The 21454-nt window shown below is 73.9% G+C and carries 20 protein-coding genes; 14 read left to right on the top strand and 6 right to left on the bottom strand.

Annotated features, from left to right (window positions below):
• Nucleotides 1–182 precede the first annotated feature (182 nt).
• The 10 genes from HB370_RS09935 (at nucleotide 183) to HB370_RS09890 (ending at nucleotide 13683) form a co-directional block, all read left to right on the top strand.
• Nucleotides 183–1040: an amino acid ABC transporter permease gene (locus HB370_RS09935; RefSeq protein WP_030790528.1), complete on the top strand. Its 858-nt coding sequence runs from the start codon at nucleotides 183–185 to the stop codon at nucleotides 1038–1040.
• The gene (locus HB370_RS09930) at nucleotides 1037–2818 is read left to right on the top strand and encodes an FAD/NAD(P)-binding protein (RefSeq protein WP_030790526.1); all 1782 of its coding nucleotides are present in this window, start codon (nucleotides 1037–1039) and stop codon (nucleotides 2816–2818) included. Before HB370_RS09935 ends, HB370_RS09930 begins: the two co-directional genes overlap by 4 nt.
• Nucleotides 2815–3576 carry an amino acid ABC transporter ATP-binding protein gene (locus HB370_RS09925; protein WP_030790523.1) on the top strand — a complete coding sequence of 254 codons (762 nt, stop codon included), beginning with the start codon at nucleotides 2815–2817 and terminating at the stop codon, nucleotides 3574–3576. Before HB370_RS09930 ends, HB370_RS09925 begins: the two co-directional genes overlap by 4 nt.
• Before the next feature lie 34 nt (nucleotides 3577–3610).
• The gene (locus HB370_RS09920) at nucleotides 3611–4693 is read left to right on the top strand and encodes an LLM class flavin-dependent oxidoreductase (protein WP_030790520.1); all 1083 of its coding nucleotides are present in this window, start codon (nucleotides 3611–3613) and stop codon (nucleotides 4691–4693) included.
• Complete coding sequence (locus HB370_RS09915) at nucleotides 4690–5991, top strand: NtaA/DmoA family FMN-dependent monooxygenase (RefSeq protein ID WP_078637732.1); 1302 nt, start codon at nucleotides 4690–4692, stop codon at nucleotides 5989–5991. The genes HB370_RS09920 and HB370_RS09915 overlap by 4 nt, the downstream gene beginning before the upstream one ends.
• Nucleotides 5992–6013: 22 nt before the next feature.
• Nucleotides 6014–6796, top strand: a complete 783-nt coding sequence (locus HB370_RS09910; RefSeq protein ID WP_030790513.1) for a DUF1684 domain-containing protein — start codon at nucleotides 6014–6016, stop codon at nucleotides 6794–6796.
• A gap of 243 nt (nucleotides 6797–7039) precedes the next feature.
• A complete protein-coding gene (locus HB370_RS09905) occupies nucleotides 7040–7939 on the top strand; it encodes a S1 family peptidase (RefSeq protein WP_030790511.1) in 900 nt (299 codons plus the stop codon).
• A 196-nt stretch (nucleotides 7940–8135) separates the two neighbouring features.
• Nucleotides 8136–11642 carry a DNA polymerase III subunit alpha gene (locus HB370_RS09900; protein WP_030790509.1) on the top strand — a complete coding sequence of 1169 codons (3507 nt, stop codon included), beginning with the start codon at nucleotides 8136–8138 and terminating at the stop codon, nucleotides 11640–11642.
• The gene (locus HB370_RS09895; protein WP_030790507.1) at nucleotides 11639–12643 is read left to right on the top strand and encodes a DNA polymerase; all 1005 of its coding nucleotides are present in this window, start codon (nucleotides 11639–11641) and stop codon (nucleotides 12641–12643) included. Before HB370_RS09900 ends, HB370_RS09895 begins: the two co-directional genes overlap by 4 nt.
• Nucleotides 12644–12810: 167 nt before the next feature.
• Nucleotides 12811–13683 carry an alpha/beta fold hydrolase gene (locus tag HB370_RS09890; protein WP_030790505.1) on the top strand — a complete coding sequence of 291 codons (873 nt, stop codon included), beginning with the start codon at nucleotides 12811–12813 and terminating at the stop codon, nucleotides 13681–13683.
• A 50-nt stretch (nucleotides 13684–13733) separates the two neighbouring features.
• On the opposite strand, the gene HB370_RS09885 is transcribed toward HB370_RS09890, so the two are convergent.
• Nucleotides 13734–14708 (bottom strand): lytic polysaccharide monooxygenase, encoded by a 975-nt coding sequence (locus HB370_RS09885; protein ID WP_030790503.1) that lies wholly within the window; start codon nucleotides 14706–14708, stop codon nucleotides 13734–13736.
• 144 nt (nucleotides 14709–14852) lie between these two features.
• On the opposite strand from HB370_RS09885, the gene HB370_RS09880 reads away from it, so the two are divergent.
• The gene (locus HB370_RS09880) at nucleotides 14853–15356 is read left to right on the top strand and encodes a GNAT family N-acetyltransferase (RefSeq protein WP_078637731.1); all 504 of its coding nucleotides are present in this window, start codon (nucleotides 14853–14855) and stop codon (nucleotides 15354–15356) included.
• A gap of 12 nt (nucleotides 15357–15368) precedes the next feature.
• Here HB370_RS09880 and HB370_RS09875 read toward each other — a convergent pair whose 3' ends face one another.
• Nucleotides 15369–15506: a hypothetical protein gene (locus HB370_RS09875; protein WP_106980768.1), complete on the bottom strand. Its 138-nt coding sequence runs from the start codon at nucleotides 15504–15506 to the stop codon at nucleotides 15369–15371.
• A 137-nt stretch (nucleotides 15507–15643) separates the two neighbouring features.
• On the opposite strand from HB370_RS09875, the gene HB370_RS09870 reads away from it, so the two are divergent.
• Entirely contained in the window at nucleotides 15644–16264 is a 621-nt protein-coding gene (locus tag HB370_RS09870; RefSeq protein ID WP_030790498.1) for a class I SAM-dependent methyltransferase, read from the top strand.
• Nucleotides 16265–16302: 38 nt separating this feature from the next.
• Here HB370_RS09870 and HB370_RS09865 read toward each other — a convergent pair whose 3' ends face one another.
• Nucleotides 16303–17232, bottom strand: a complete 930-nt coding sequence (locus HB370_RS09865; protein ID WP_030790495.1) for a GNAT family N-acetyltransferase — start codon at nucleotides 17230–17232, stop codon at nucleotides 16303–16305.
• 72 nt (nucleotides 17233–17304) lie between these two features.
• On the opposite strand from HB370_RS09865, the gene HB370_RS09860 reads away from it, so the two are divergent.
• Nucleotides 17305–17676 (top strand): GntR family transcriptional regulator, encoded by a 372-nt coding sequence (locus HB370_RS09860; RefSeq protein ID WP_030790492.1) that lies wholly within the window; start codon nucleotides 17305–17307, stop codon nucleotides 17674–17676.
• A gap of 61 nt (nucleotides 17677–17737) precedes the next feature.
• Here HB370_RS09860 and HB370_RS09855 read toward each other — a convergent pair whose 3' ends face one another.
• The 3 genes from HB370_RS09855 to HB370_RS09845 form a co-directional block, all read right to left on the bottom strand.
• Nucleotides 17738–18511, bottom strand: coding sequence for a DUF72 domain-containing protein (locus HB370_RS09855; protein WP_030790489.1), 774 nt, complete (start codon nucleotides 18509–18511; stop codon nucleotides 17738–17740).
• Between the two features lie 46 nt (nucleotides 18512–18557).
• Nucleotides 18558–19652, bottom strand: coding sequence for a DUF5925 domain-containing protein (locus HB370_RS09850; protein ID WP_030790487.1), 1095 nt, complete (start codon nucleotides 19650–19652; stop codon nucleotides 18558–18560).
• A 232-nt stretch (nucleotides 19653–19884) separates the two neighbouring features.
• On the bottom strand, nucleotides 19885–20316 hold the full coding sequence (locus HB370_RS09845) for a hypothetical protein (protein ID WP_037702854.1): 432 nt from the start codon (nucleotides 20314–20316) through the stop codon (nucleotides 19885–19887).
• Nucleotides 20317–20618: 302 nt separating this feature from the next.
• Between HB370_RS09845 and HB370_RS09840 the strand changes: the two genes are divergently transcribed.
• On the top strand, nucleotides 20619–21425 hold the full coding sequence (locus HB370_RS09840; protein WP_030790482.1) for an SGNH/GDSL hydrolase family protein: 807 nt from the start codon (nucleotides 20619–20621) through the stop codon (nucleotides 21423–21425).
• Nucleotides 21426–21454: the final 29 nt, after the last annotated feature.

Below are 21454 nucleotides of genomic sequence, written 5' to 3'. Positions count from 1 at the left end.
CCGCGTCAACTGACTTGAGATGTACGGCTCACAGTATGGACAGCCTTGACAGCGGACCGAAACGGCCCCGTACTCTCGGCATACGGTCCTGCTGAGGGGCTCGGCCGTAATCGCGCCGCGCGGCGCGCCCGTGTGAAGGCATCACCTTCGTTCCGACGATTCACGCGTCACGGAGCCTTCGCATGTCATCCGACACCCTCGCCCAGACCCCCGCCACGGCCAAGACCCCCGAACCCGCCGACGCCCCGCGGATCGTCCCGCGCCGCCGCTTCGGCCAGTGGGCGGCGGCCGCCGTCGTCCTCGTGCTGCTCGGGTTCGCCGTCAACTCCGTCCTGAGCAACAAGGCGTTCCAATGGGACGTCGTCGCCGAGTACTTCACCTCCGACGCCATCCTGCGCGGACTGTGGCTCACCCTGTGGCTGACCGCCGTGGTGATGGCCCTCGGCTTCGCCCTCGGCACCCTGCTCGCCGCGTTCCGGCTGTCCGCCAACCCCGTGCTGCGCGCGGTCGCCTGGGGCTACGTATGGCTGTTCCGGTCCATCCCGATCCTGGTGCAGCTGCTGCTGTGGTTCAACATCGGGGCGCTGTACCCGCAGGTCTTCGGCGTGAAGACCGTCGACCTGCTCAGCCCGGTCGCCGTCGCGATCGTCGGCCTCACCCTGCACGAGGCCGCCTACGCCGCCGAGGTCGTGCGCGGCGGCATCCTCTCCGTCGACCGCGGGCAGATCGAGGCCGCCCAGGCGCTCGGCCTGAGCCCCGGCCGGCGCTGGTGGCGGATCGTGCTGCCGCAGGCGATGCGCTCCATCGTGCCGCCCGCCGCCAACATGCTGATCGGCACCCTCAAGGGCACCTCGATCGTCAGCATCATCGCCGTCAACGACCTGCTGTTCTCCGCCCAGTTGGTCTACCACCGCACCTACCAGGTGATCCCGCTGCTGATGGTCGCCACCCTCTGGTACGCCGTGGTCACCTCGCTGCTCGGCATCGGCCAGTACTACGTCGAGAAACGCTACGCGCGCGGCACGGAGCGGACCCGATGAGGCAGCAGCTGGTGATCGTCGGGGCCGGGCCGCGGGGGACCGGCGTCCTCGAACGCCTCGCCGCCAACGCGCCCGCCCTGTACGCGGGCGAGGCCCTGGACATCCACCTGGTCGACCCCCACCCGCCGGGCGGCGGACGCATATGGCGCCAGGAACAGTCCCCGCTGCTGTGGATGAACTCGCACGCCGAGGACGTCACCATGTTCACCGACGACACGGTGGCCATGGACGGCCCGGTACGCCCCGGCCCCACCCTGCACGAGTGGGCCGGGCTCGACGGCCGCGTCTTCCCCGACCGGCGGGTCCAGGGCCGCTATCTGCGCTGGGTCTACGACCAGGCCCGGGCCGCCCTGCCGCCGAACGTCACCGTCCACCACCACCCCCGGCGCGCCCTCAGGATCAGCGGGCCCCGCGAGGGCCGCCAGCAGGTGTGGCTCGACGGCCGCCCGGAACCGCTCCCGGCCGACCTGGTGATCCTCGCCCTCGGCCACCTGGACGCCGAACTCGACGGCGAGCAGGCCGCGCTGGCCGCCTACGCCCGCGAGCACGGCCTGGTGCACCTGCCGCCCGACTTCACCGCCGACAGCGACCTGTCCGCGCTGCGGCCCGGCGAACCCGTCCTCGTCCGCGGCTTCGGGCTGGCCTTCGTGGACCTGATGGTGCTGCTCACCGAGGGCCGCGGCGGACGGTACGAAGGAGAGACGTATCTGCCCTCGGGGCGGGAGCCGGTGCTCTACGTCGGTTCCCGGCGCGGAGTGCCGTACCACTCCAAGATCGGCTACGACCTCACCGGCGACCGGCCGCCGCTGCCCCGCTTCCTCGGCCCCGCCGAGGTGGACGCCCTGCTGGCCCGCCCCGGCGGCCCGGACTTCCGGCGCGATGTGTGGCCGCTGGTCGAGAAGGAGCTGGGCTTCGCCCACTACCACCGGCTGTTCACCGCCCACCCCGGGCGTACGGCGATGGCCTGGCGGGACTTCGAGGAGAAGTACGCGGCGGCCGGCGGCCCCGCCGAGCTGCGGGCGCTGGTCGCCGCCGCCGTGCCCGACCCCGCCGACCGGCTCGACCTGGCCGCGCTCGACCACCCGCTGGACGGCGTGCGGTACGCCTCGCACGACGCCTTCCAGGACGGGCTGCGGGACTACATCGAGGCGGACCTGCGCCGCCGTCACGACCCCGCCCACAGCCCCGACCTGGCCGTCTTCCTCGGGCTGCTCTCCGTCTACGGGCAACTGGTGCGGCTCGGCGACATCGGGCCCTGGTGGCACGGGTTCTTCAGCTACCTGGCGTCCGGGCCGCCCGGACCCCGGCTGCGGCAGATGCTCGCGCTGTCCCGGGCCGGGCTGCTCCGGTTCGTCGGGGCCGGCATGACCGTCACCGCCGAGGACGGGGTGTTCCGGGCCGCCAGCCCCACCGTGCCGGGCTTCGCCGTCACCGCCCGGGCGCTGGTGGAGGCCCGGCTGCCCGAGCCCGCCGTCGGCCGGGCCCGCGACGACCTGCTGCGCGCGCTGCGCGCCGACGGCGCCGCCGAGACCCCCGACGGACTGCTGCGGACCGACCCCGGCGACGGCCGGATCCTGGACACCGCCGGGCGGCCGCACCCCCGGCGGTTCGCGCTCGGCCCGTACACCGACGTCCGCACCCCCGGCGCGTTCACCCGGCCGCGCACCGGCGGCCCCGCGTTCCGGCAGAACGACGCGACCGCCCGGGCGGTGCTGTCCTTCCTCCATTCACAGGCGGCCCCCGAAGCGGCCCCACAAGCAAAGGAACTCACGCGATGAGCGTCATGGTCGACATCCGGTCGGTGTACAAGAGCTTCGGCTCGCTCGAGGTGCTCAATGGCATCGACCTGCAGGTGCGCACCGGTGAGGTCACCGTCGTGCTCGGCCCCTCCGGCTCGGGCAAGTCCACCCTGCTGCGCACCATCAACCACCTGGAGAAGGTGGACCGGGGCGAGATCAGCGTGGACGGCGCGCTGATGGGCTACCGGCGCTCCGGGAACAAGCTGCACGAACTGCCCGAGCGCGAGGTGCTGCGGCAGCGCACCCGGATCGGGTTCGTCTTCCAGAACTTCAACCTCTTCCCCCACCTCACCGTCCTGGAGAACGTCACCGAGGCGCCGGTGTCCGCGCTGAAGCGGCCCCGGAAGGCGGCGGAGGAGACCGCGCACCGCCTGCTGGAGCGGGTCGGGCTCGGGGACAAGGCCGGCGCCTATCCCCGTCAGCTGTCCGGCGGACAGCAGCAGCGGGTGGCCATCGCGCGGGCGCTCGCGCTGGAGCCGAGACTGCTGCTGTTCGACGAGCCGACGTCCGCGCTCGACCCCGAGCTGGTGGGGGAGGTGCTGGACGTCATCCGGGACCTGGCGGCACAGGGCACCACGATGATCGTCGTCACCCACGAGATCGCCTTCGCCCGCGAGGTCGCCGACACGGTGGTGTTCATGGCCGACGGCCGGATCGTGGAACAGGGAACCCCGGAGCAGGTGCTGGGCGCGCCGCGCGAGGAGCGGACCCGGACGTTCCTGGCGAAGGTGCTGTGAGGGTGGAACGGCATGTGACGGGGAGGGGGCCGGCATGAGGGGGCTGGTGCATCTCGCGGCCGCGCTCGATCTGCCGGGGGTGTTCGACGGCGGGGCGTTCACCGCTCTGGCGCGGCTCGCCGAGCGCGGCGGGCTGGACTTCGTGACGCTGGACGACTCCTTCGCCCGGCCCGGCCCCGACGCGCTCGGCGTGCTGTGCCGGGTGGCGCCCGCGACCCGGCGGATCGGACTGGTGCCGACGGTCACCACCACCCACACCGAGCCCTTCCGGGTGCAGGCCGCCGTGGCCACCCTGGACTGGGTCGGCCGGGGCCGGGCCGGCTGGCGGATCGACGTGTCCGTCACCGAGGACGAGGCCCGGCTGTTCGGCCGCCGGCCCACGGCACCCGCCGACGCCCTGTGGCGGGAGGCGGACGAGGTCGCCGACGTGGCCGCGCGGCTGTGGGACAGCTGGGAGGACGGCGCCGAGATCCGGGACGTGGCCGACGGCCGCTTCCTCGACGGGGACCGGGTGCACCGCGTCGACTTCACCGGCACCGGCTTCTCGGTCCGGGGGCCCTCGACCGTGCCCCGGCCGCCGCAGGGCCACCCGGTCCGCGTGGTCGACGCCACCGACGCCCACGCCTGCGCGGTCGCCGCCCGCCACGCCGACGTCGCCCTGGTCCGGGCGGCCTCACCCGCCCAGGCCGCGGGCGTACGGCACCGGCTGCGGGAGCAGGCGCGGGCCTTCGGACGGGACCCGGACACACTGCGGGTGCTGGTGAGCCTGCTGGTGGACCTCGGCGACGGCGAGCACGCGGCGGAGCCCGGCCACGGGGGCGGCGGGCCGCGCCCCACCGTCCATGGGCCGCTGTACCGGGGCGGCCCCGTCGACCTCGCGGAGCTGGTGGCCTCCTGGCACGCCGAGGGCGTCACCGACGGCTTCCACTTCGTCCCCGTCGAACCGCGCCGGGACCTGGAGCGGCTGGTCAACGGCACGGTGGCGCTGCTCCAGCACCGCGGCCTGTTCCGCACCTTCTACCCGGGCAGCACCCTGCGCGAGCACCTGGGCCTGGCCCGGCCCGCCAACCGGTACGCCGTGTCCGGGGCGCCGGCGGTGTCCCGGAGAGCGTCATGACCGTACGACAGCTGCATCTGGCGGCCGCGCCGCCGGGCGCGGGCCGGCCCGACGCGGGCGCCGACGACCCGGCCGGTCTGGGGCCCGACGCGGTGTGGGCCGGTACGCGCGCCGGATCCCGGATCGCGTTCGCCGCCTACGAACGGCTCGCCGGCACCGCCGAGCGCGGCTTGTTCGACTTCCTGCTGCTGGACGAGGAACCGCCGCTGCCCGAGCACCGGGGACGGCCGCACGAGCCGGCCCCGGCCGGCGGGCCCGAGCCGGTCGCCGTACTGAACGCGCTCGCCGGGATCACCACCCGGCTCGGCCTCGCCGCCACCGTGAACGCCGCCTGCGCCCAGCCCTACGAACTCGCCCGCAGGCTGGCCACCCTGGACCACTTGAGCGCGGGCCGGGCGGGCTGGCGGGTCACGGCCTCGGCGGACCCCCGCACCGGCGCCGACCACCGCTTCGCCGGCCGGCCGGACCCGTACGGCCGGGCCACCGAACTCGTCCTGGCCGCACGGACGTTATGGGACTCCGTGACCCCCGAGGGGGTGCCCCGGCCGTTCGCCCACCGGGGCCGGCACTTCGACATCGCGGGCGAGTTCGGGCTGCCCCGCTCGCCCCAGGGCCACCCCGTGGTGATCCGGTCCGGGGAGTCCGAGCGGGCCCGGGAGCCGGCCGCGGCCTGGGCCGACGTGCTCCTCGTCCGGCACGCCCCGCCGGAGCCGGCCCGCGCCCGCTACGCCGACGTCAAACGGCGGCTCGCGGCGTACGGCCGCGCCCCCGGGGACCTGAAGGTGATGTCCCGGATCACCGTCGTCCTCGGGGACACCGCGGCCGAGGCGCGGGAGCGGGCCGCCGGGATCAGACGGCTGCTGATCACCCCGCGCCACGCGTTGTGCGCGGTGGAGCGGATCTGGGGGACGGACCTGTCCGGATACGACCCCGACGGCCCGCTGCCCCGGACCGAGCCGCGCGCCCGGGACCGCCGAACGCGCGCGCTCGCCGCGCGCTGGCGCGCCCTGGCCGAGGACAAGGGGCTCTCCCTGCGGGAGACCGTGATCGAGGCGAGCGGCCGGCAGTCCTTCGTCGGCACGCCTGGCACGGTCGCCGCCGAACTGCACCGGTACGCCGAGGAGGGGGCCGCCGACGGCTTCCTGCTGGCCCCGCAGCTCCCGGACGGGCTGGAGGAGTTCGTGGACCGGGTGGTGCCGCTGCTCCAGGAGCGCTCCGCCTTCCGCACGGAATACCGGGGCGGCACGCTCCGCTCCCATCTCGGGGTGCCGGGAGGGACGACGGATGACGACGGATGACATGAGGAAAGGAACCGATGAGATGACGACGGACGCCTCCGACGCCTGGAAGCAGTGGCACGAGGAGCGGGTGGAGAGCGTCTCGGCGCCCTACGGACCGCTCGCGCTGACCGCGACGCACTGGATCGAGGACTATCCGGATGGTCGACTTCCGGACATTCCCGGGAAGTGGGTGGCGGAGCCGGACGGAGTGGTGCTCACCGCTGCCGAGGGCGACGGCCTGACCGTGGCCGGCCGGCCCTTCGCGGGCGAGACCCGGCTGGCCGCCGACAGCGGCCCGGAGGCTGCGGCGCGGGTCGCGCTGGGGGAGAAGCGGTTGGTCGTCCTGGTGCGCGAGGGCGTGTGGGGAGTACGGGTGTACGACCCCGCCTCCGCCGCCCGGCGGGCCTTCCGGGGCATCGAGGCCGGCCCCTACGACCCCCGCTGGTCGGTGCCGGGCCGGTTCACGCCGTACGACTCCACCCGCACCGTCCGGCTCGGCAACGCCGACGGCCGCGAGCGCGGCTTCGACCTCGCCGGTGAGCTGGTCTTTCCGCTGGCCGGCCGGGAGCGGACGCTGAAGGTCGCGCGGCGGGCGGACGGCGGCCTGTGGGCGGTGTTCGCCGACGCCACCAGCGGCGACACCAGCTTCCGGTTCCGCTTCCTGTTCCCGGCGGCGCCGGATGCCGAGGGGCGCGTGACCGTCGACTTCAACCGCGCACAGCTCCCGCCGTGCGCCTTCGCCGCCCACTTCATCTGCCCCCTGCCGGCCCCCGGCAACACGCTGGACGTGGCGGTGGAGGCGGGGGAGCGCCGGCTGAGCTGACCGCGGTGCGCCGGCCGGTCCCGCCCGGGAGGCGCGGGGCCGGTCCGGTGGTGTCTCGGGGGCGTTCGGGTGGTTCCGGGGCGACGGCCGAAAGGCACCCTTGTGCCGACCGGCCGTTCGGCCGAATACTCCACCCCAGCGCTTGTCAGGGGCATGTACATCGCAACCCGGTCGGGCTCCTGGCTGCGCCTCACGGGCCCCGACCCCACGCGGGCCCCCGACTTCCCTTGGAGGGAACGAAAAGTGAGGATCAAGCGCACCACTCCCCGCGCCACCGCAAGACGGGTCCAGCTGACGGCCGTGGCCGCGGGCTTCCTCGCCGCGGCGGCGTTCGCCGCCCCCACCGCGAACGCCAGCGACGTCCACACCTTCAGCTCCGCCCAGCTCACCCGGGCGAGCGACTCCGTGCTCAAGGCCGACGTCCCCGGCACGGCCTGGGCGGTGGACGCCAAGACCAACCGTGTCGTCGTCACCGTCGACAGCACGGTGTCCCAGGCCGAGATCGCCAAGATCAAGAAGCAGGCCGGGGCGGGCGCGGACGCCCTGGTGATCAAGCACACGCCGGGCAAGTTCAACAAGCTGATCTCCGGCGGCGACGCCATCTACGCGAGCAGCTGGCGCTGCTCGCTGGGCTTCAACGTCCAGGACTCCAGCGGCAACTACTACTTCCTCACCGCCGGGCACTGCACCGACGGCGCGGGCACCTGGTGGTCGAACTCCTCGCACACCACCACGCTCGGCACCACGGCCGGGTCCAGCTTCCCCGGCAACGACTACGGCCTCGTGCGCTACACCAACAGCTCGGTGACCAAGTCGGGCGCCGTCGGCAGCCAGGACATCACCAGCGCGGCCACGCCGTCGGTGGGCACGACCGTCTACCGGCGCGGCTCCACGACCGGTACGCACAGCGGCCGGGTCACCGCGCTCAACGCCACGGTCAACTACGGCGGCGGTGACATCGTCTCCGGCCTGATCCAGACCACCGTGTGCGCCGAGCCCGGCGACTCCGGCGGCCCGCTGTACGGCGGCACCACCGCCTACGGCCTGACCTCCGGCGGCAGCGGCGACTGCTCCTCCGGCGGTACGACGTTCTTCCAGCCGGTCACCGAGGCGCTGAGCGCCTACGGGGTGCACGTCTTCTGACGCCCCCCGTACCGGCCCGGCCCCCGCACACCCCGGTGTGCGGGGGCTTCGTCGTCTGGTCGCGGGGCGTTTGTGCAGGTCGGAGGCGGTCGAACGGGTGTCGTACACATGTTCGGCAATGGAGGTATGGTGGGGAGAGCAGTAGGGAACTGATGTTCGAGAGTCGTTTCGGGGCTCACGTGTGCGGGAGGTGGGTGTGCCGGGCTTCGCGCATCTGCACACCGTCTCCGGGTTCTCCCTGAGGTACGGGGCGTCCCACCCGGAGCGGCTGGCCGAGCGCGCCGCGGAGCGGGGCATGGACGCCCTCGCCCTGACCGACCGCGACACCCTCGCCGGTGCCGTGCGCTTCGCCAAGGCCTGCGCCGGGGCGGGCGTCCGTCCGCTGTTCGGGGTGGACCTGGCGGTGGCGCCGAGGGAGCCCGGGCGCCGTGACAAGCGCCGCAACCCGGTGCGCGGCGGAGCCTTCGTGGACGAGTCCGACCCCCGGGTGACCTTCCTCGCCGCGGACGGCGCCCGAGGCTGGGCCGGCCTGTGCCGGCTCGTCACCGCGGCGCACGCGGGCGGCGGCACCCCGCTGCTGCCATGGGCCGGCAACCAGGGCGAGGGACTGGTGGTGCTGCTCGGACCGGACTCGGACGTGGGGCGGGCGCTCGCCGCCGGCCGGCCCGACCGGGCGGCGGCCCTGCTGGCCCCGTGGCGCGAGGTGTACGGCGACGCGCTGCGCCTGGAGGCCGTCTGGCACGGCCGTACCGGCACCGGACCCGGCTCGCTGCGGCTGGCGGCCCGTACCGTCGGGTTCGCCGCCGAGCAGGGGGTGCGGCCGGTGCTCAGCAACGCCGTCCGGTACGCCGACCCCGGGCAGGGACCGGTGGCCGACGTGCTGGACGCCGCCCGGCGCCTGGTGCCCATCGACCCCCGCGGGGAACTGGACTCCGGCGAGGCCTGGCTGAAGGACGCCCCGGCCATGCTGGACGCCGCCGAACGGATCGTGGAGGCCGCCGGGTACCGGCGGCAGACCGCCCACCGGCTGCTGGAGCAGACCCTGGCCACCGCCGCCGAGTGCCGGGTCGACCCCGAGGACGACCTGGGCCTGGGCAGCGTGCACTTCCCCGAGCCGCACCTCGTCGGCGCCGGCCGGCGCACCGCCCAGCGGGCGCTCGCCTCGCGGGCGGCGGAGGGCATGCTGCGGCTCGGCTACGGCGGGCGGCGCGCGTACTGGGAACGCGTGCACCACGAGCTGGACATCATCGCCCACCACGGCTTCGCCTCCTACTTCCTGACGGTCGCCCAGGTCGTCGACGACGTACGCGCGATGGGCATCCGGGTGGCCGCCCGCGGTTCCGGGGCCGGGTCGCTCGTCAACCACCTGCTCGGGATCGCGCACGCCGACCCGGTCGAGCACGGGCTGCTGATGGAACGCTTCCTGTCCAAGGAACGGGTGGTGCTGCCGGACATCGACATCGACGTGGAGTCCGCGCGGCGGCTGGAGGTCTACCGGGCCATCATCGGCCGGTTCGGCGGCGAGCGGGTCGCGACCGTCGCCATGCCGGAGACCTACCGGGTCCGGCACGCCATCCGGGACGTGGGCGCCGCGCTGTCCATGGACCCGGCCGAGACCGACCGGATCGCCAAGTCCTTTCCGCACATCCGGGCCCGCGACGCCCGCGCGGCGCTGGCGGAACTGCCCGAACTGCGGCGGCTCGCCGGGGAGAGGGAGAAGTACGGCAGGCTGTGGGAGCTGGTCGAGGCGCTCGACGCGCTGCCGCGCGGGGTCGCCATGCACCCGTGCGGGGTGCTGCTCTCCGACGCCTCCCTGCTCGCCCGTACGCCGGTGGTGCCCACCAGCGGCGAGGGGCTGCCCATGGCGCAGTTCGACAAGGAGGACGTGGAGGACCTCGGGCTGCTCAAACTGGACGTCCTGGGGGTGCGGATGCAGTCGGCGATGGCGCACGCGGTCGCCGAGGTGGAGCGGGCGACCGGGGAGCGGATCGACCTGGACGCGGTGGAGCCGGGCGACCCGGAGACCTACCGGCTGATCCGGTCCGCCGAGACGCTCGGCTGCTTCCAGATCGAGTCGCCCGGCCAGCGGGACCTGGTGGGGCGGCTCCAGCCGAGCACCTTCCACGACCTGGTCGTGGACATCTCGCTGTTCCGGCCCGGTCCCGTCGCCGCCGACATGGTGCGGCCCTTCATCGAGGCGCGGCACGGACGGGCGCCGGTGCGCTACCCGCACCCGGACCTGGAGGAGCCGCTGAAGGGGACGTACGGGGTCGTCGTCTTCCACGAGCAGGTCATCGACATCGTCGCCATCATGACCGGCTGCGGGCGGGGCGAGGCCGACCGGGTGCGGCGCGGGCTGTCCGATCCCGGCTCGCAGGGCCGGATCCGGGTGTGGTTCGCCCGGCGGGCGGCGGCCCGGGGGTACGACGCGGAGACGATCGGGCGTACCTGGGAGATCGTGGAGGCCTTCGGGTCGTACGGCTTCTGCAAGGCGCACGCCGTCGCCTTCGCCGTGCCCACCTACCAGTCGGCGTGGCTGAAGGCCCATCACCCGGCCGCCTTCTACGCCGGGCTGCTCACCCACGACCCGGGGATGTACCCGAAGCGGCTGCTGCTGGCCGACGCCCGGCGGCGCGGGGTGCCGATCCTGCCGCTGGACGTGAACGTCTCCGGGGCCGCCCACCGGATCGAACTGGTGTCCGAGTCGAAGAAATGGGGGCTGCGGCTGGCGCTCTGCGACGTCCACGGCATCAGCGAGGCCGAGGCACGGCGGATCGCGGACGGACAGCCGTACTCCTCGCTGGTGGACTTCTGGGAACGGGCCCGGCCGAGCCGCCCGCTGGCCCAGCGGCTCGCCCAGGTGGGCGCGCTGGACGCCTTCGGCGCCAACCGGCGCGATCTGCAACTGCACCTGTCCGAGCTGCACCGGGGGGCCCGGGGCGGCGGTGGTGGCCAACTCCCCCTGGCCGGCGGCCGGAAGACCGCGCCGGCCGGGCTGCCGGACCTGACCCCGGCGGAGAAGCTCAGCGCCGAGCTGGGCGTGCTGTCCATGGACGCCTCGCGCAATCTCATGGACGACCACCGGGAGTTCCTCGCGGAGCTGGGCGTGGTCTCCGCGCGCCGGCTGCGTACGGCCCGGCACGGGGAGACCGTGCTGGTCGCGGGCGCCAAGGCGGCCACCCAGACCCCGCCGATCCGCTCCGGCAAGCGGGTCATCTTCTCCACCCTGGACGACGGCACGGGGCTGGTGGACCTGGCCTTCTTCGACGACTCCCACGACGCCTGCGCCCACACCGTCTTCCACTCCTGGCTGCTGCTGGTGCGCGGGGTGGTGCAGCGACGCGGCCCGCGCAGCCTCAGCGTGGTCGGCTCCGCCGCCTGGAACCTCGCCGACCTGGTGGAGGTGCGGCGCGCGGAGGGGCTCGACGGGGTCGCGGCCCGGCTGGCCGCGCCGTCCGGCGCGGACGGGACACCGGCGAAGGCCGACGGCGGTCCGTTCCGGGCCCGGGTCGCCGGATCCGAGGGACCGCCCGCGCCGGCCGGCTCCGCGGCCCGCGATCCGATGGCGGACCGGACGATCCGCATGCCCACGGGGTACGAGATGCACCCCTGGGCCGATCTGCGGCCCGCGGGCGAGGACGCCGCGCGGGCCCCCGCGGCGGTACGGAAGTTGTGGCACCAGAGTCCGGGGAGTGCGGGATGACCATCCTCTGCGTACGTTTCCAGCTGCCGCCGATGTACGAGGCGGCCCTGCCGGGGTTGCTCGGGCTGCTGGAGGAGTTCACCCCGGTGGTGGAGGCGCTGCCGCCGGACGGCGCGCTGGCCGATCTGCGCGGCGCCGAACGGTACTTCGGGCGCGACGCGGTGGAGCTGGCCTCGGTGATCCGGGTACGGGCCCTCGCCCGGTACGGCGTCGACTGCGCGATCGGCGCCGGGCCGGGCCCGATGCTGGCCCGGGTGGCGCTGCGCGAGGCCCGGCCCGGGGTGACCCGCGCGGTCCCGGCGGACGCCGTCGCCGAGTTCCTCGCCGGCAAGCCCGTCACCGCGCTGCCCGGCGTCGGCGCGGCGACCGCCCGCACCCTGGACGAGTACGGCCTGGACACCCTCGGCCGGGTCGCCGCCGCGCCGCTGTCCACGCTCCAGCGGCTGATCGGGGCGCGGGCGGGCCGGGAACTGCGGGAGAAGGCGAGCGGCGTCGACCGCGGCCGGGTCGTCCCGAACGCCGTCTCGCGCTCACTGGTGACGGAACGGACCTTCTCCCTCGACGAGTTGGACCCCGACCGGCACCGCAGGGCGCTGCTGTCGGCCACCGAGGAGATCGGCGCCCGGCTGCGCGCGGTGGAGAAGGTCTGCCGCACCCTGACCCTCACCGTCCGCTACGCCGACCTCCCCCACTCCCGACTTCGCTCGAGCGGGGGGACCCCCATCGCCACCACCCGCAGCCGCGCCCTGAGGGAGCCGACCGCGCACTCGGCGGCCCTGACGAGGACGGCCTACGGCATGTACGAGGCGCTGGGCCTGCAACGCGCCCGGGTCCGCGCGCTCGCCCTGCGCGCCGAGGACCTGACCCCCGCCGACCGGGCCGCCCACCAGCTCACCTTCGACCCGGTGGACGAGAAGACCCGCCGCCTCGAGGAAACAGCAGACCGAGCCCGAGCGAAGTTCGGCCCCCGCGCGGTGTTCCCGGGCACCTTGGCGGCGTGACTCCGGCCCGCCGCGCGCTCCTGGCGGGTTAGCGCTGCAAGTTTTTACTGACGCGTAACTTCACAGTTGGACTACTCGACCGTAACTTGACGAGTGAACAGCATCCCGTGATCCGGATCACAGGGTCAGGCCGTGCACCTCCCTTTGAGCCGCAAGGAGATCACACGATGCTGCCCTGGAAGCGAGCGCTCAGACCGCTCGCCGCGCTTCTGCTCGCCGTCGCCGCCGCCGTCGTACCGGCCGCCACCGCCACCGCCGGCGCCTCCGGCACCGCCGCGACCAGCAGCGGCTGGAACGACTACACGTGCAAGCCGTCCGCCGCCCACCCCCGGCCCGTCGTCCTCGTCCACGGCACCTTCGGCAACTCGGTCGACAACTGGCTCGGCCTCGCCCCGTACCTCACGAGCCGCGGATACTGCGTCTACTCCCTCGACTACGGCCGGCTCCCCGGGGTGCCCCTCTTCCACGGTCTCGGGCCCATCGACAAGTCGGCCGGGCAGCTGTCCGCCTTCGTCGACAAGGTGCTCGCCGCGACCGGAGCCGCCGAGGCCGACCTGGTCGGTCACTCCCAGGGCGGCATGATGCCCCGCTACTACCTGAAGTTCCTCGGCGGAGCGGCCAAGGTGCACGCCCTCGTCGGCATCGCCCCCGACAACCACGGCACCGACCTGAACGGCCTCACCAACCTGCTCCCGTACTTCCCCGGCGCCGAGGACCTGCTCGACGCCGCCACCCCCGGCCTCGCCGACCAGATCGCCGGCTCCGGCTTCCTCACCAAGCTCAACGCGGGCGGCGACACCGTCCCCGGCGTGCGCTACACCGTCATCGCCACCAAGTACGACGAGGTGGTCACCCCCTGGCGCACCCAGTACCTGAGCGGTTCGGACGTCCGCAACGTCCTGCTCCAGGACCTCTGCCCGCTCGACCTGTCCGAACACCTCGCGATCGGCCTGTTCGACCGGATCGCCTTCCACGAGGTGGCCAACGCCCTCGACCCGGCCCACGCCACCCCCACGACCTGCGCCTCGGCCCTCGGCTGAGCCGCCGCCGGGGCCTGTCCGGTCTGAGCCGCCGGACAGGCCCCGGAGCCTCACCGGCGCCGGCCGCCGCCCGCCGCGCGCCGCCGCACCGACAGGAACAGCGCGGCCGAGCCGACCGCCAGCGCCGCCGCACCGCCGATGGCGACGGAGGAGGTGCCGGCGGACGCGCCCGTCTCGGCGAGCCTCGTGGGACTCCACGAACCTCCCTGTGCCTCCGGCCGGTCGGCCGGCGCGGGCCGCTCGGCCGGGCCGGCGGCGGCCGGCTCCGCCGAGGTGCGCGCGTCGTCGTCCCCGTGCCCGTGGTGCTCGATCGTCGACTTGCCGGCACCGGCCGCGATCTGCTCCCCGGAGGGCGCGGACGCGCTCGGCGCGGGAGCGCTGGCGCCACCGTCGCCGCCGAAGTCGACGTCCGAGCACGAGTAGAACGCCTCCGGGCTGTCCGAGCGCTGCCACACCGCGTACAGCAGATGCCGGCCGGACCGCTCGGGCAGGGTGCCGGTGAAGGTGTAGAAGCCGCCCGCCGGAACCGGGTCGGTGGCCTTCGCCACCGGGTGCTCCAGATCCAGGTCGGCCCACGCCAGACGCTTCGCCGGGTCGTACCCCGGCTTCGTGGCGTACACGGTGAAGGTTCCCCTGTGCGCCGCGGTCACCCGGTACTTGAAGGTGTACGGCCCGCCGTGCACGCGTGTCGCCGGCCAGTCGGCACGGGCCAGGTCGAGCCCCTTGAACTCCTCGTTGCCCGCGCTGCACAGCCGGCCGTCCGGGATCAACTGCCGGTGCCGCCCGGCCGCGTCGCCGATCCGGATGCCGTTCCAGTCGTACAGGGCCTGCGTGCCGCCCGCCGCCACCGCCGCCTCGCACGCGGCCGACTCCGGGCTCTCCGGTCCTTCCGCGTAGCACTGCGCGACCCGGCTGACCGGGTCGCCCATCGTGCCGTGCGCGGCCGCGGGCCACGCGGCGAGCACGCTCAGACCGAGCGCGGCGACGGTGACGGCGGACGCTGTGACCTTGCGGCTGCTGGGCATGCGGAACTCCTCCGAACGGTCCGTGGGTGATCCGAAGCTAGCCCCGGATCAGCGCCGGAACGCCCGTCGGAAGCCCTGGGAGGAGATCCTTATGCTCCGCTTAAGGACGTGCTCAGGCTCAGCTCAGACAGATAGCGTGCGCCCATGATCGACAAGAGCCACAACGGCACGGAAGGCAACGGCGGCACGGAAGGCAACACCGGCGGGGAACAGGTCCGGCCGGCCGGCGCGCGGGACGTACCCGCCGTGCGGGCCGTCACGGACGCGGCGTACCACCACTACATCGAGCGCATCGGGGTCGTGCCCCAGCCCATGGAGGCCGACCACGCGGCGGACGTGGCCGCCGGCAAGGTGTTCGTCACCGGCGAGCCCGTCGCCGGGCTGGTGGTGGTCGAGGCGTTCGCCGACCATCTCTTCCTGGACAGCATCGCCGTCCACCCCCGCGTCCACGGCACGGGCGTCGGACGCCGCCTGCTGCGCTTCGTCGACGCACACGCGCGTGCACTCGGGCTGGGCGAGATCAGGCTCTATACGAACGCGATGATGTGGGAGAACCAGAAGATCTATCCGCGCTACGGCTACGAGGTCGTGGCCCGCCGGGTCGACGGCCCCTACGACCGCGTCCACTACCGCAAGCTGCTGGGCTGAGCCGCCCTCGCGTCAGGCGTCGGGCCACCAGGTGCGCGCGATGTCCTTGCGCACCTCCGGCCGTCCCGCCGGGGTCTCTTCCGCCTCCTCGGTCATCCGGCGGCTGTCCGTCCGCTTCAGGGGCTTCTTCTGCACGGTCATGCGGCGCATCGCTGCCTCCTTCGTGGCTACCGGGTTCCGTGTTGTCACGGAGGTAGACGTTTTCCGGGAGATTTCCTCATGGGTGCCGATTTGTCAGTGGTGGCTGTCACGTCCGTACTGTCAGTGGCGTGTGTCACCCTCTGGGCATGGAGAGCGAGAACACGCACAGGGGTGCTGGTGCCCCGGAAGCGGACTGGGATGCGCTGGCCGCCGGTTTCGACGACGAGCCGGATCACGGACTGCGCGACCCCGAGGTGCGCGCGGCCTGGGCGGACCGGCTGCGCGCCTGGCTCCCCGGCGACCCCGCCGACCTCCTCGACCTCGGCTGCGGCACCGGCAGCCTCTCGCTCCTCGCCGCCGAGCAGGGACACCGGGTGACGGCCGTCGACCGGTCCCCGGCGATGGTCGAGCGGGCCCGCGCCAAGCTCGCCGGGCACACCGCCGAGATCCTGCGCGGGGACGCGGCGGCCCCGCCGGTGGGGGAGCGGCGCTTCGACGCGGTCCTGGTCCGTCATGTGCTGTGGGCCCTGCCGGACCCCGCCGGGGCGCTGCGGCACTGGACGGACCTGCTGCGCCCTACGGGCCGGATCGTGCTGGTCGAGGGCGTGTGGGGAACCCTCACCCCGGTCGGCATACCCGCGCGTCGACTCACCGCCCTGCTGGAGCCGCTCACCCGGCGCGTGCGCGTGGAGCGACTGTCCGGGCACCGTGCGCTGTGGGGCAAGGAGGTGGACGACGAGCGGTACGCGGTGGTGGCCACCGTGTGACCTCCCGCCCGTCCGCTCAGCCGGATTCACGGACACGCTCAGTCGAGTGCGCGGATATAACGCACCTCGCGCGCGCAGAACGCGTACCCGAGCCGCTTGTTGATCGCGATCATGGGGCCGTTCCCGGTGTCGTTGCCCGTGAACGCCTCGGTCAGACCGGCGGCACGGGCCCGGCGCAGGGAGTGGATCTTGGCGAGCTTGGCCAGACCACGGCCGCGGTGGGCGCGGACGGTGCCGGTCATCGCCGTCGAGTACCGGGTGCCGCCGTCGGTGTAGGCCACGGTGAAGGCGACCGGCCGGCCGTCGGCACAGACCACCACGGTCAGCTCCCGGTTCAGCAGCGGGTGGTGCCAGACCTCCTCGACCCACGCGTCGTAGTCCGTGAACTCGGTGTCCACATCGCCCGGTTCGTCGAGCACCGTCTCCGCGTCCAGCTCGAACAGCGGCCGGGGATCGGCCGCGAAGTCGGCGGCCGTGCGCAGCTCCACCCCGGACGGGGTCTCAGGGAGCGGCGGCAGGGTGCCGTGCGCCAGGTCGAGCCGGAGGAAGTGGGCGCTGCGGCCCGGCCGGTAGCCGTGCCGCTCGGCGAAGGCCCGGTTGGCCGGCTCGTCCAGGGCCCAGGCCAGCAGCCGGGTCGCGCCCAGCTCCGCCAGGTACTCCTCGGCGACCCGCGCCAGCAGCCGGCCGGCCCCGCGCCCGGTCTGGTCCGGGCGGACGTAGATGTTCAGCGCGCCCTGGCCCGGCTCGGGGCTGTCGTGGATCAGATGGACCTGCGCCGTGCCGATGATCTCGCCGTCCTCCTCCGCGACGAGCGGCCGGAAACGGGCGGCGGGGTGGACATGGGCGGCCGTGTGCCGCACCGAGTCCGGGGTGAACAGGATGTACGGCAGCGCGAGGCGGCGCACCCGGGCGAAGCCCTCCGCGTCGGCCGGGACGTCGGGGCGCAGGTCACGCACGAGGACTGTCATGGCACCGCACCGTACGAGGCCGGGCCGCCGGGCCGCCTCCCATTTTCCGGCGGGTGCGGGACAATCGGCCCCGTGAGCCTGAAGATCCGCATCGACGACAGCGCGCCCCCGTACGAGCAGGTACGGGCGCAGATCTCCGAGCAGGCGCGGTCCGGGGCGCTCCCGGTGGGGTACCGGCTGCCCACCGTGCGGGGGCTGGCCGAGTCACTGGGACTCGCGGTGAACACGGTGGCCAAGGCGTACCGGGCGCTGGAGGGCGACGGGGTGATCGAGACGCGGGGGCGCAACGGCACGTTCGTGGCCGCCGCCGGGTCGGCCGCGGAGCGGGAGGCATCCTCGGCCGCCCAGGCGTACGCCGAGCGGGTCCGGCGGCTCGGCCTCGGCCGGGACGAGGCACTGGCCGCCGTACGGGACGCCCTGCGGGCGGCTTACGGGCAGGACTGAGGGAGGGCCCGCCCCGCTGCTTCGCCGTTCTGTCGGGGTGACCGAGCGCGGTGTGTGTCCGCTACTGTCCGGCTCTCGCCGGTTCCGGTGTTCTCGTCACCGTCAACCCCGCCCGGCGCGCGGCCCTCCCGAAGACCACCGCGTCCTGTACGGCCGCGCCGCCCGGGTCGTTGTTGAAGTACGCGTACACGTCGAGGTCGTCGGCCCAGGTCGTCGCGATGCGGTCCGCCCAGGTCTCCAGGCTGCGCCGGCCGTAGCGCGGCCAGGGCCGGGCGCGGCCCTGGTGGAAGCGGACGTAGCCCCAGGCGGCGGTGCGCCACAGCGGGCCGGCCGGGCGGGCCAGGACGTCCGCCCAGCACAGGGCCGCGCCCCGGGCCGCCAGCACCTCGCGCACCTCGCCGGTCCACCACGAGTCGTGCCGGGGTTCGACCGCCACCCTCGTACCGGGCGGGAAACAGGCCAGGCACGCGTCCAGCAGGGCCGGGTCGGCGCGCAGGGTGGGCGGGAGCTGGAGGAGGACGGGGCCCAGACGGCCGCCGAGGCCCGCCGCGTGGGTCAGCAGCCGGTGCACCGGCTCCCCGGGGTCCTTCAGCCGCTTGACGTGGGTGAGGAACCGGCTGGCCTTGACCGCGACCACGAAGTCCGGCGGCACCCGCTCCCGCCAGTCGGCGAAGGTGTCGTACGACGGCAGCCGGTAGAAGGCGTTGTTGACCTCCACGGTCGCGAACAGCCGGGTGTACTCCTCCAGCCACCGCCGCGCCGGCACCCCGGCCGGATAGACGAGGTCCCGCCAGTCCTTGTACTGCCACCCCGACGTGCCGACATACAGGGTCATACCCCCATGAAAGCACCCGCCGTGACCGTACTCACCCGGGCGGTGCTCACAGGTACAGCCCCGCGTCCGCTCCCTCCCGGGCCCCCGGCACCGACGTGGGCGCGGTGCCCCGGCGCAGCGCGTACAGCTCGGCCAGGGTCGCGCCCTCCCGGCCGACGCCCTGCTCGGTGCCGAGCCAGTCCACCGCCTCCCGGCGGGTCAGCGGGCCCACCTCGATCCGGGCCAGACAGCGGCCGGGGCGGACCACGGCCGGGTGCAGCCGCTCCAGGTCCTCGTTGGTGGTGACGCCGACCAGCACGTTGCGGCCCTGGCCGAGCAGGCCGTCGGTGAGGTTCAGCAGCCGGGACAGGGCCTGGCCCGCGGTGTGCCGGGCCTCGCCGCGGATCAGTTCGTCGCAGTCCTCCAGCAGCAGCAGGCGCCAGCGGCCCTTGCCCGCGCCGTCGTCCTCGCCGATCGCGATGTCCATCAGATAGCCGACGTCGGAGAAGAGCCGCTCGGGGTCGAGGACGCAGTCGACCTGGCACCAGTCCCGCCAGGAACGGGCCAGCGTGCGCAGCGCGGAGGTCTTGCCGGTGCCCGGCGGGCCGTGGAGCAGCAGCAGCCGGCCGGCGATGTCGTCGGGCGTCGTCCGCATCAGCCGGTCCATGGCATCCGCCACCGGTGCCGTGTAGTTGGCCCGGACCTCCTCCCAGGTGCCCGCGGAGATCTGCCGGGTGGTGCGGTGCGGGCCGCGCCGCGGGGAGACGTACCAGAACCCCATCGTCACGTTCTCCGGCTGTGGTTCCGGCTCGTCGGCCGCGCCGTCGGTGGCCTGGTCGAGGATCCGCTTGGCCAGGTCGGCGCTGGTCGCGGTGACCGTCACGTCCGCGCCCCGGTTCCAGCGGGAGACCAGCAGGGTCCAGCCGTCCCCCTCGGCGAGGGTCGCGCTGCGGTCGTCGTCGCGGGCCACCCGCAGCACTCGGGCGCCCTCCGGCAGCAGGGTCGCTCCGGAGCGGACGCGGTCGATGTTCACCGCGTGCGAGTACGGTTGCTCGCCCGTCGCGAAGCGGCCGAGGAACAGCGCGTCGACGACATCGGACGGGGAGTCGGAATCGTCGACGTGGAGCCGGATCGGCAGGGCGTCGTGTGGGTTCGCGGACATGTCCGCCATGATCCGGCACGGATGCCCCGCCCGCACGGCATTTCCGGCCCAACGCTCCGCGGAAAGAGCCCGGACCCTCTTTCCGGAGGCCCGGACCCTCTTTCCGGAGGCCCGATCGTCCTTCGGCAGCCCGAACCGTCCTCCGGAGGTCCGGCCCCAGCCCTGCTCCGGAGGGTCAACCGCCCGCCGGAGCCCGCCCTGCCCCCGGAGCCCGGTCCTGCCTCCGGACGCGTCAGTCGTACCGGCCCCTCCCGGAACCGCGTCCCCGTACCAGCGCGACGAGCAGGACCAGCAGGCTGAACCCGGTCACCACGACCACCCCGCCCCCGGCCGACCAGCGGTGCGCGGCCAGCATGCACTGGGCGACGAGCAGGTCGACGGCGATCGCGCCCGCGAGGGCGGTGACCGCGCGGCCGAGCGGGTCCGGGCCGCGCAGCGCCGCGGCGAGCGCCCCGGCCGGTGCCGCGAGCAGGAAGAAGAGCGTGCACGGGGCACGCAGGGGTGAGCCGGAGTCGATCAGCGCGAGCAGCGCGCCGGCCGTCGCGACGGCGGCCGCGGCCCCGGCGAGCAGCGGTGCCAGGCCCCTCCCCGGTCCCGGCCGGGTGCCGTCGGTGTCCGTCCCGGTGCCGTCCGGCGAAGGCGGCTTGATACGTATGTTCTGCATTGGCGACTTTGCCCCCCGACGCGCCTGATGCCGGGTTTCAATGTGGCGCAGCCGCCGACGGGGCGTCAAGACGACGGCACGGGCGGACCGGACGTTCCCCGAAGTGTGCCGACGACCCCTCCCGTGCTCCGCCGAGGAGTTGACCGAGTGTCAACAGACGTGGCCCGTACGCGCAATACACGAGCGGTGAATGTCTCGGGTCGACTTTGTTGAGACCACAAAAGTTTTGGCATGGACACTTCCTGTCAACACGCGTAGCTGCTACCAACGTTGAGGCAGAGATCCTGCTAAAGGGAGGTTCCATGAGACGTTCCCGACTTACCGGACTCGTTACCTCGCTCCTCCTCGCCGCCGGCCTCGGTCTCACCGGGGCCGCCTCGGCGCAGGCGTCCTCGACGGCCGCGGCCGGCGGCTACGTGGCCCTCGGCGACTCCTACTCCTCCGGAGTGGGCGCCGACAGCTACATCAGCACCAGCGGCAACTGCAAGCGCAGCACCAAGGCGTACCCGTACCTGTGGAACGCCGCCCACAGCCCCTCGTCGTTCGCCTTCAACGCCTGCTCGGGCGCCACGACGGACGACGTGCGCGCGAACCAGCTCGGCTCCCTCGACTCCTCCACCTCGCTGGTGTCCGTCACGGCCGGCGGCAACGACGCGGGCTTCGCCGACGTCATGACGACGTGTGTGCTCCAGTCCGACAGCTCCTGTCTCTCCCGGATCAACACCGCCAAGGCGTACGTCGCCAACACGCTCCCCGGCAAGCTGGACACCCTCTACAACGCGATCCGGGCCAAGGCCCCGTCCGCCCGGGTGGTCGTCATCGGCTACCCCCGCTTCTACCTGCTCGGCCAGTCCTGCCTCGGCCTCTCCGAGACCAAGCGGGCGGCCATCAACGACGCCGCCGACTACATCGACACCACCATCAAGGCCCGCGCCACCGCCCACAGCTTCGTCTTCGGCGACGTCCGCACCACCTTCGCCGGCCACGAGATCTGCTCCGGTTCCTCGTGGCTGCACAGCGTCGACTGGCTCGACATCGGCGAGTCGTACCACCCGACCGCGGCCGGCCACTCCGGCGGCTACCTGCCGGTGCTCACGAACAACGCGTGACCCGGACGGGCTCGCCCTGCCGGGTGAAC

The sequence above is a fragment of the Streptomyces sp. DSM 40868 genome (assembly GCF_011820545.1).
Taxonomy (GTDB): domain Bacteria; phylum Actinomycetota; class Actinomycetes; order Streptomycetales; family Streptomycetaceae; genus Streptomyces; species Streptomyces eurythermus.
Note: the sequence above shows the minus strand (reverse complement) of the source record. Positions and strands in the feature narration are given on the sequence as shown.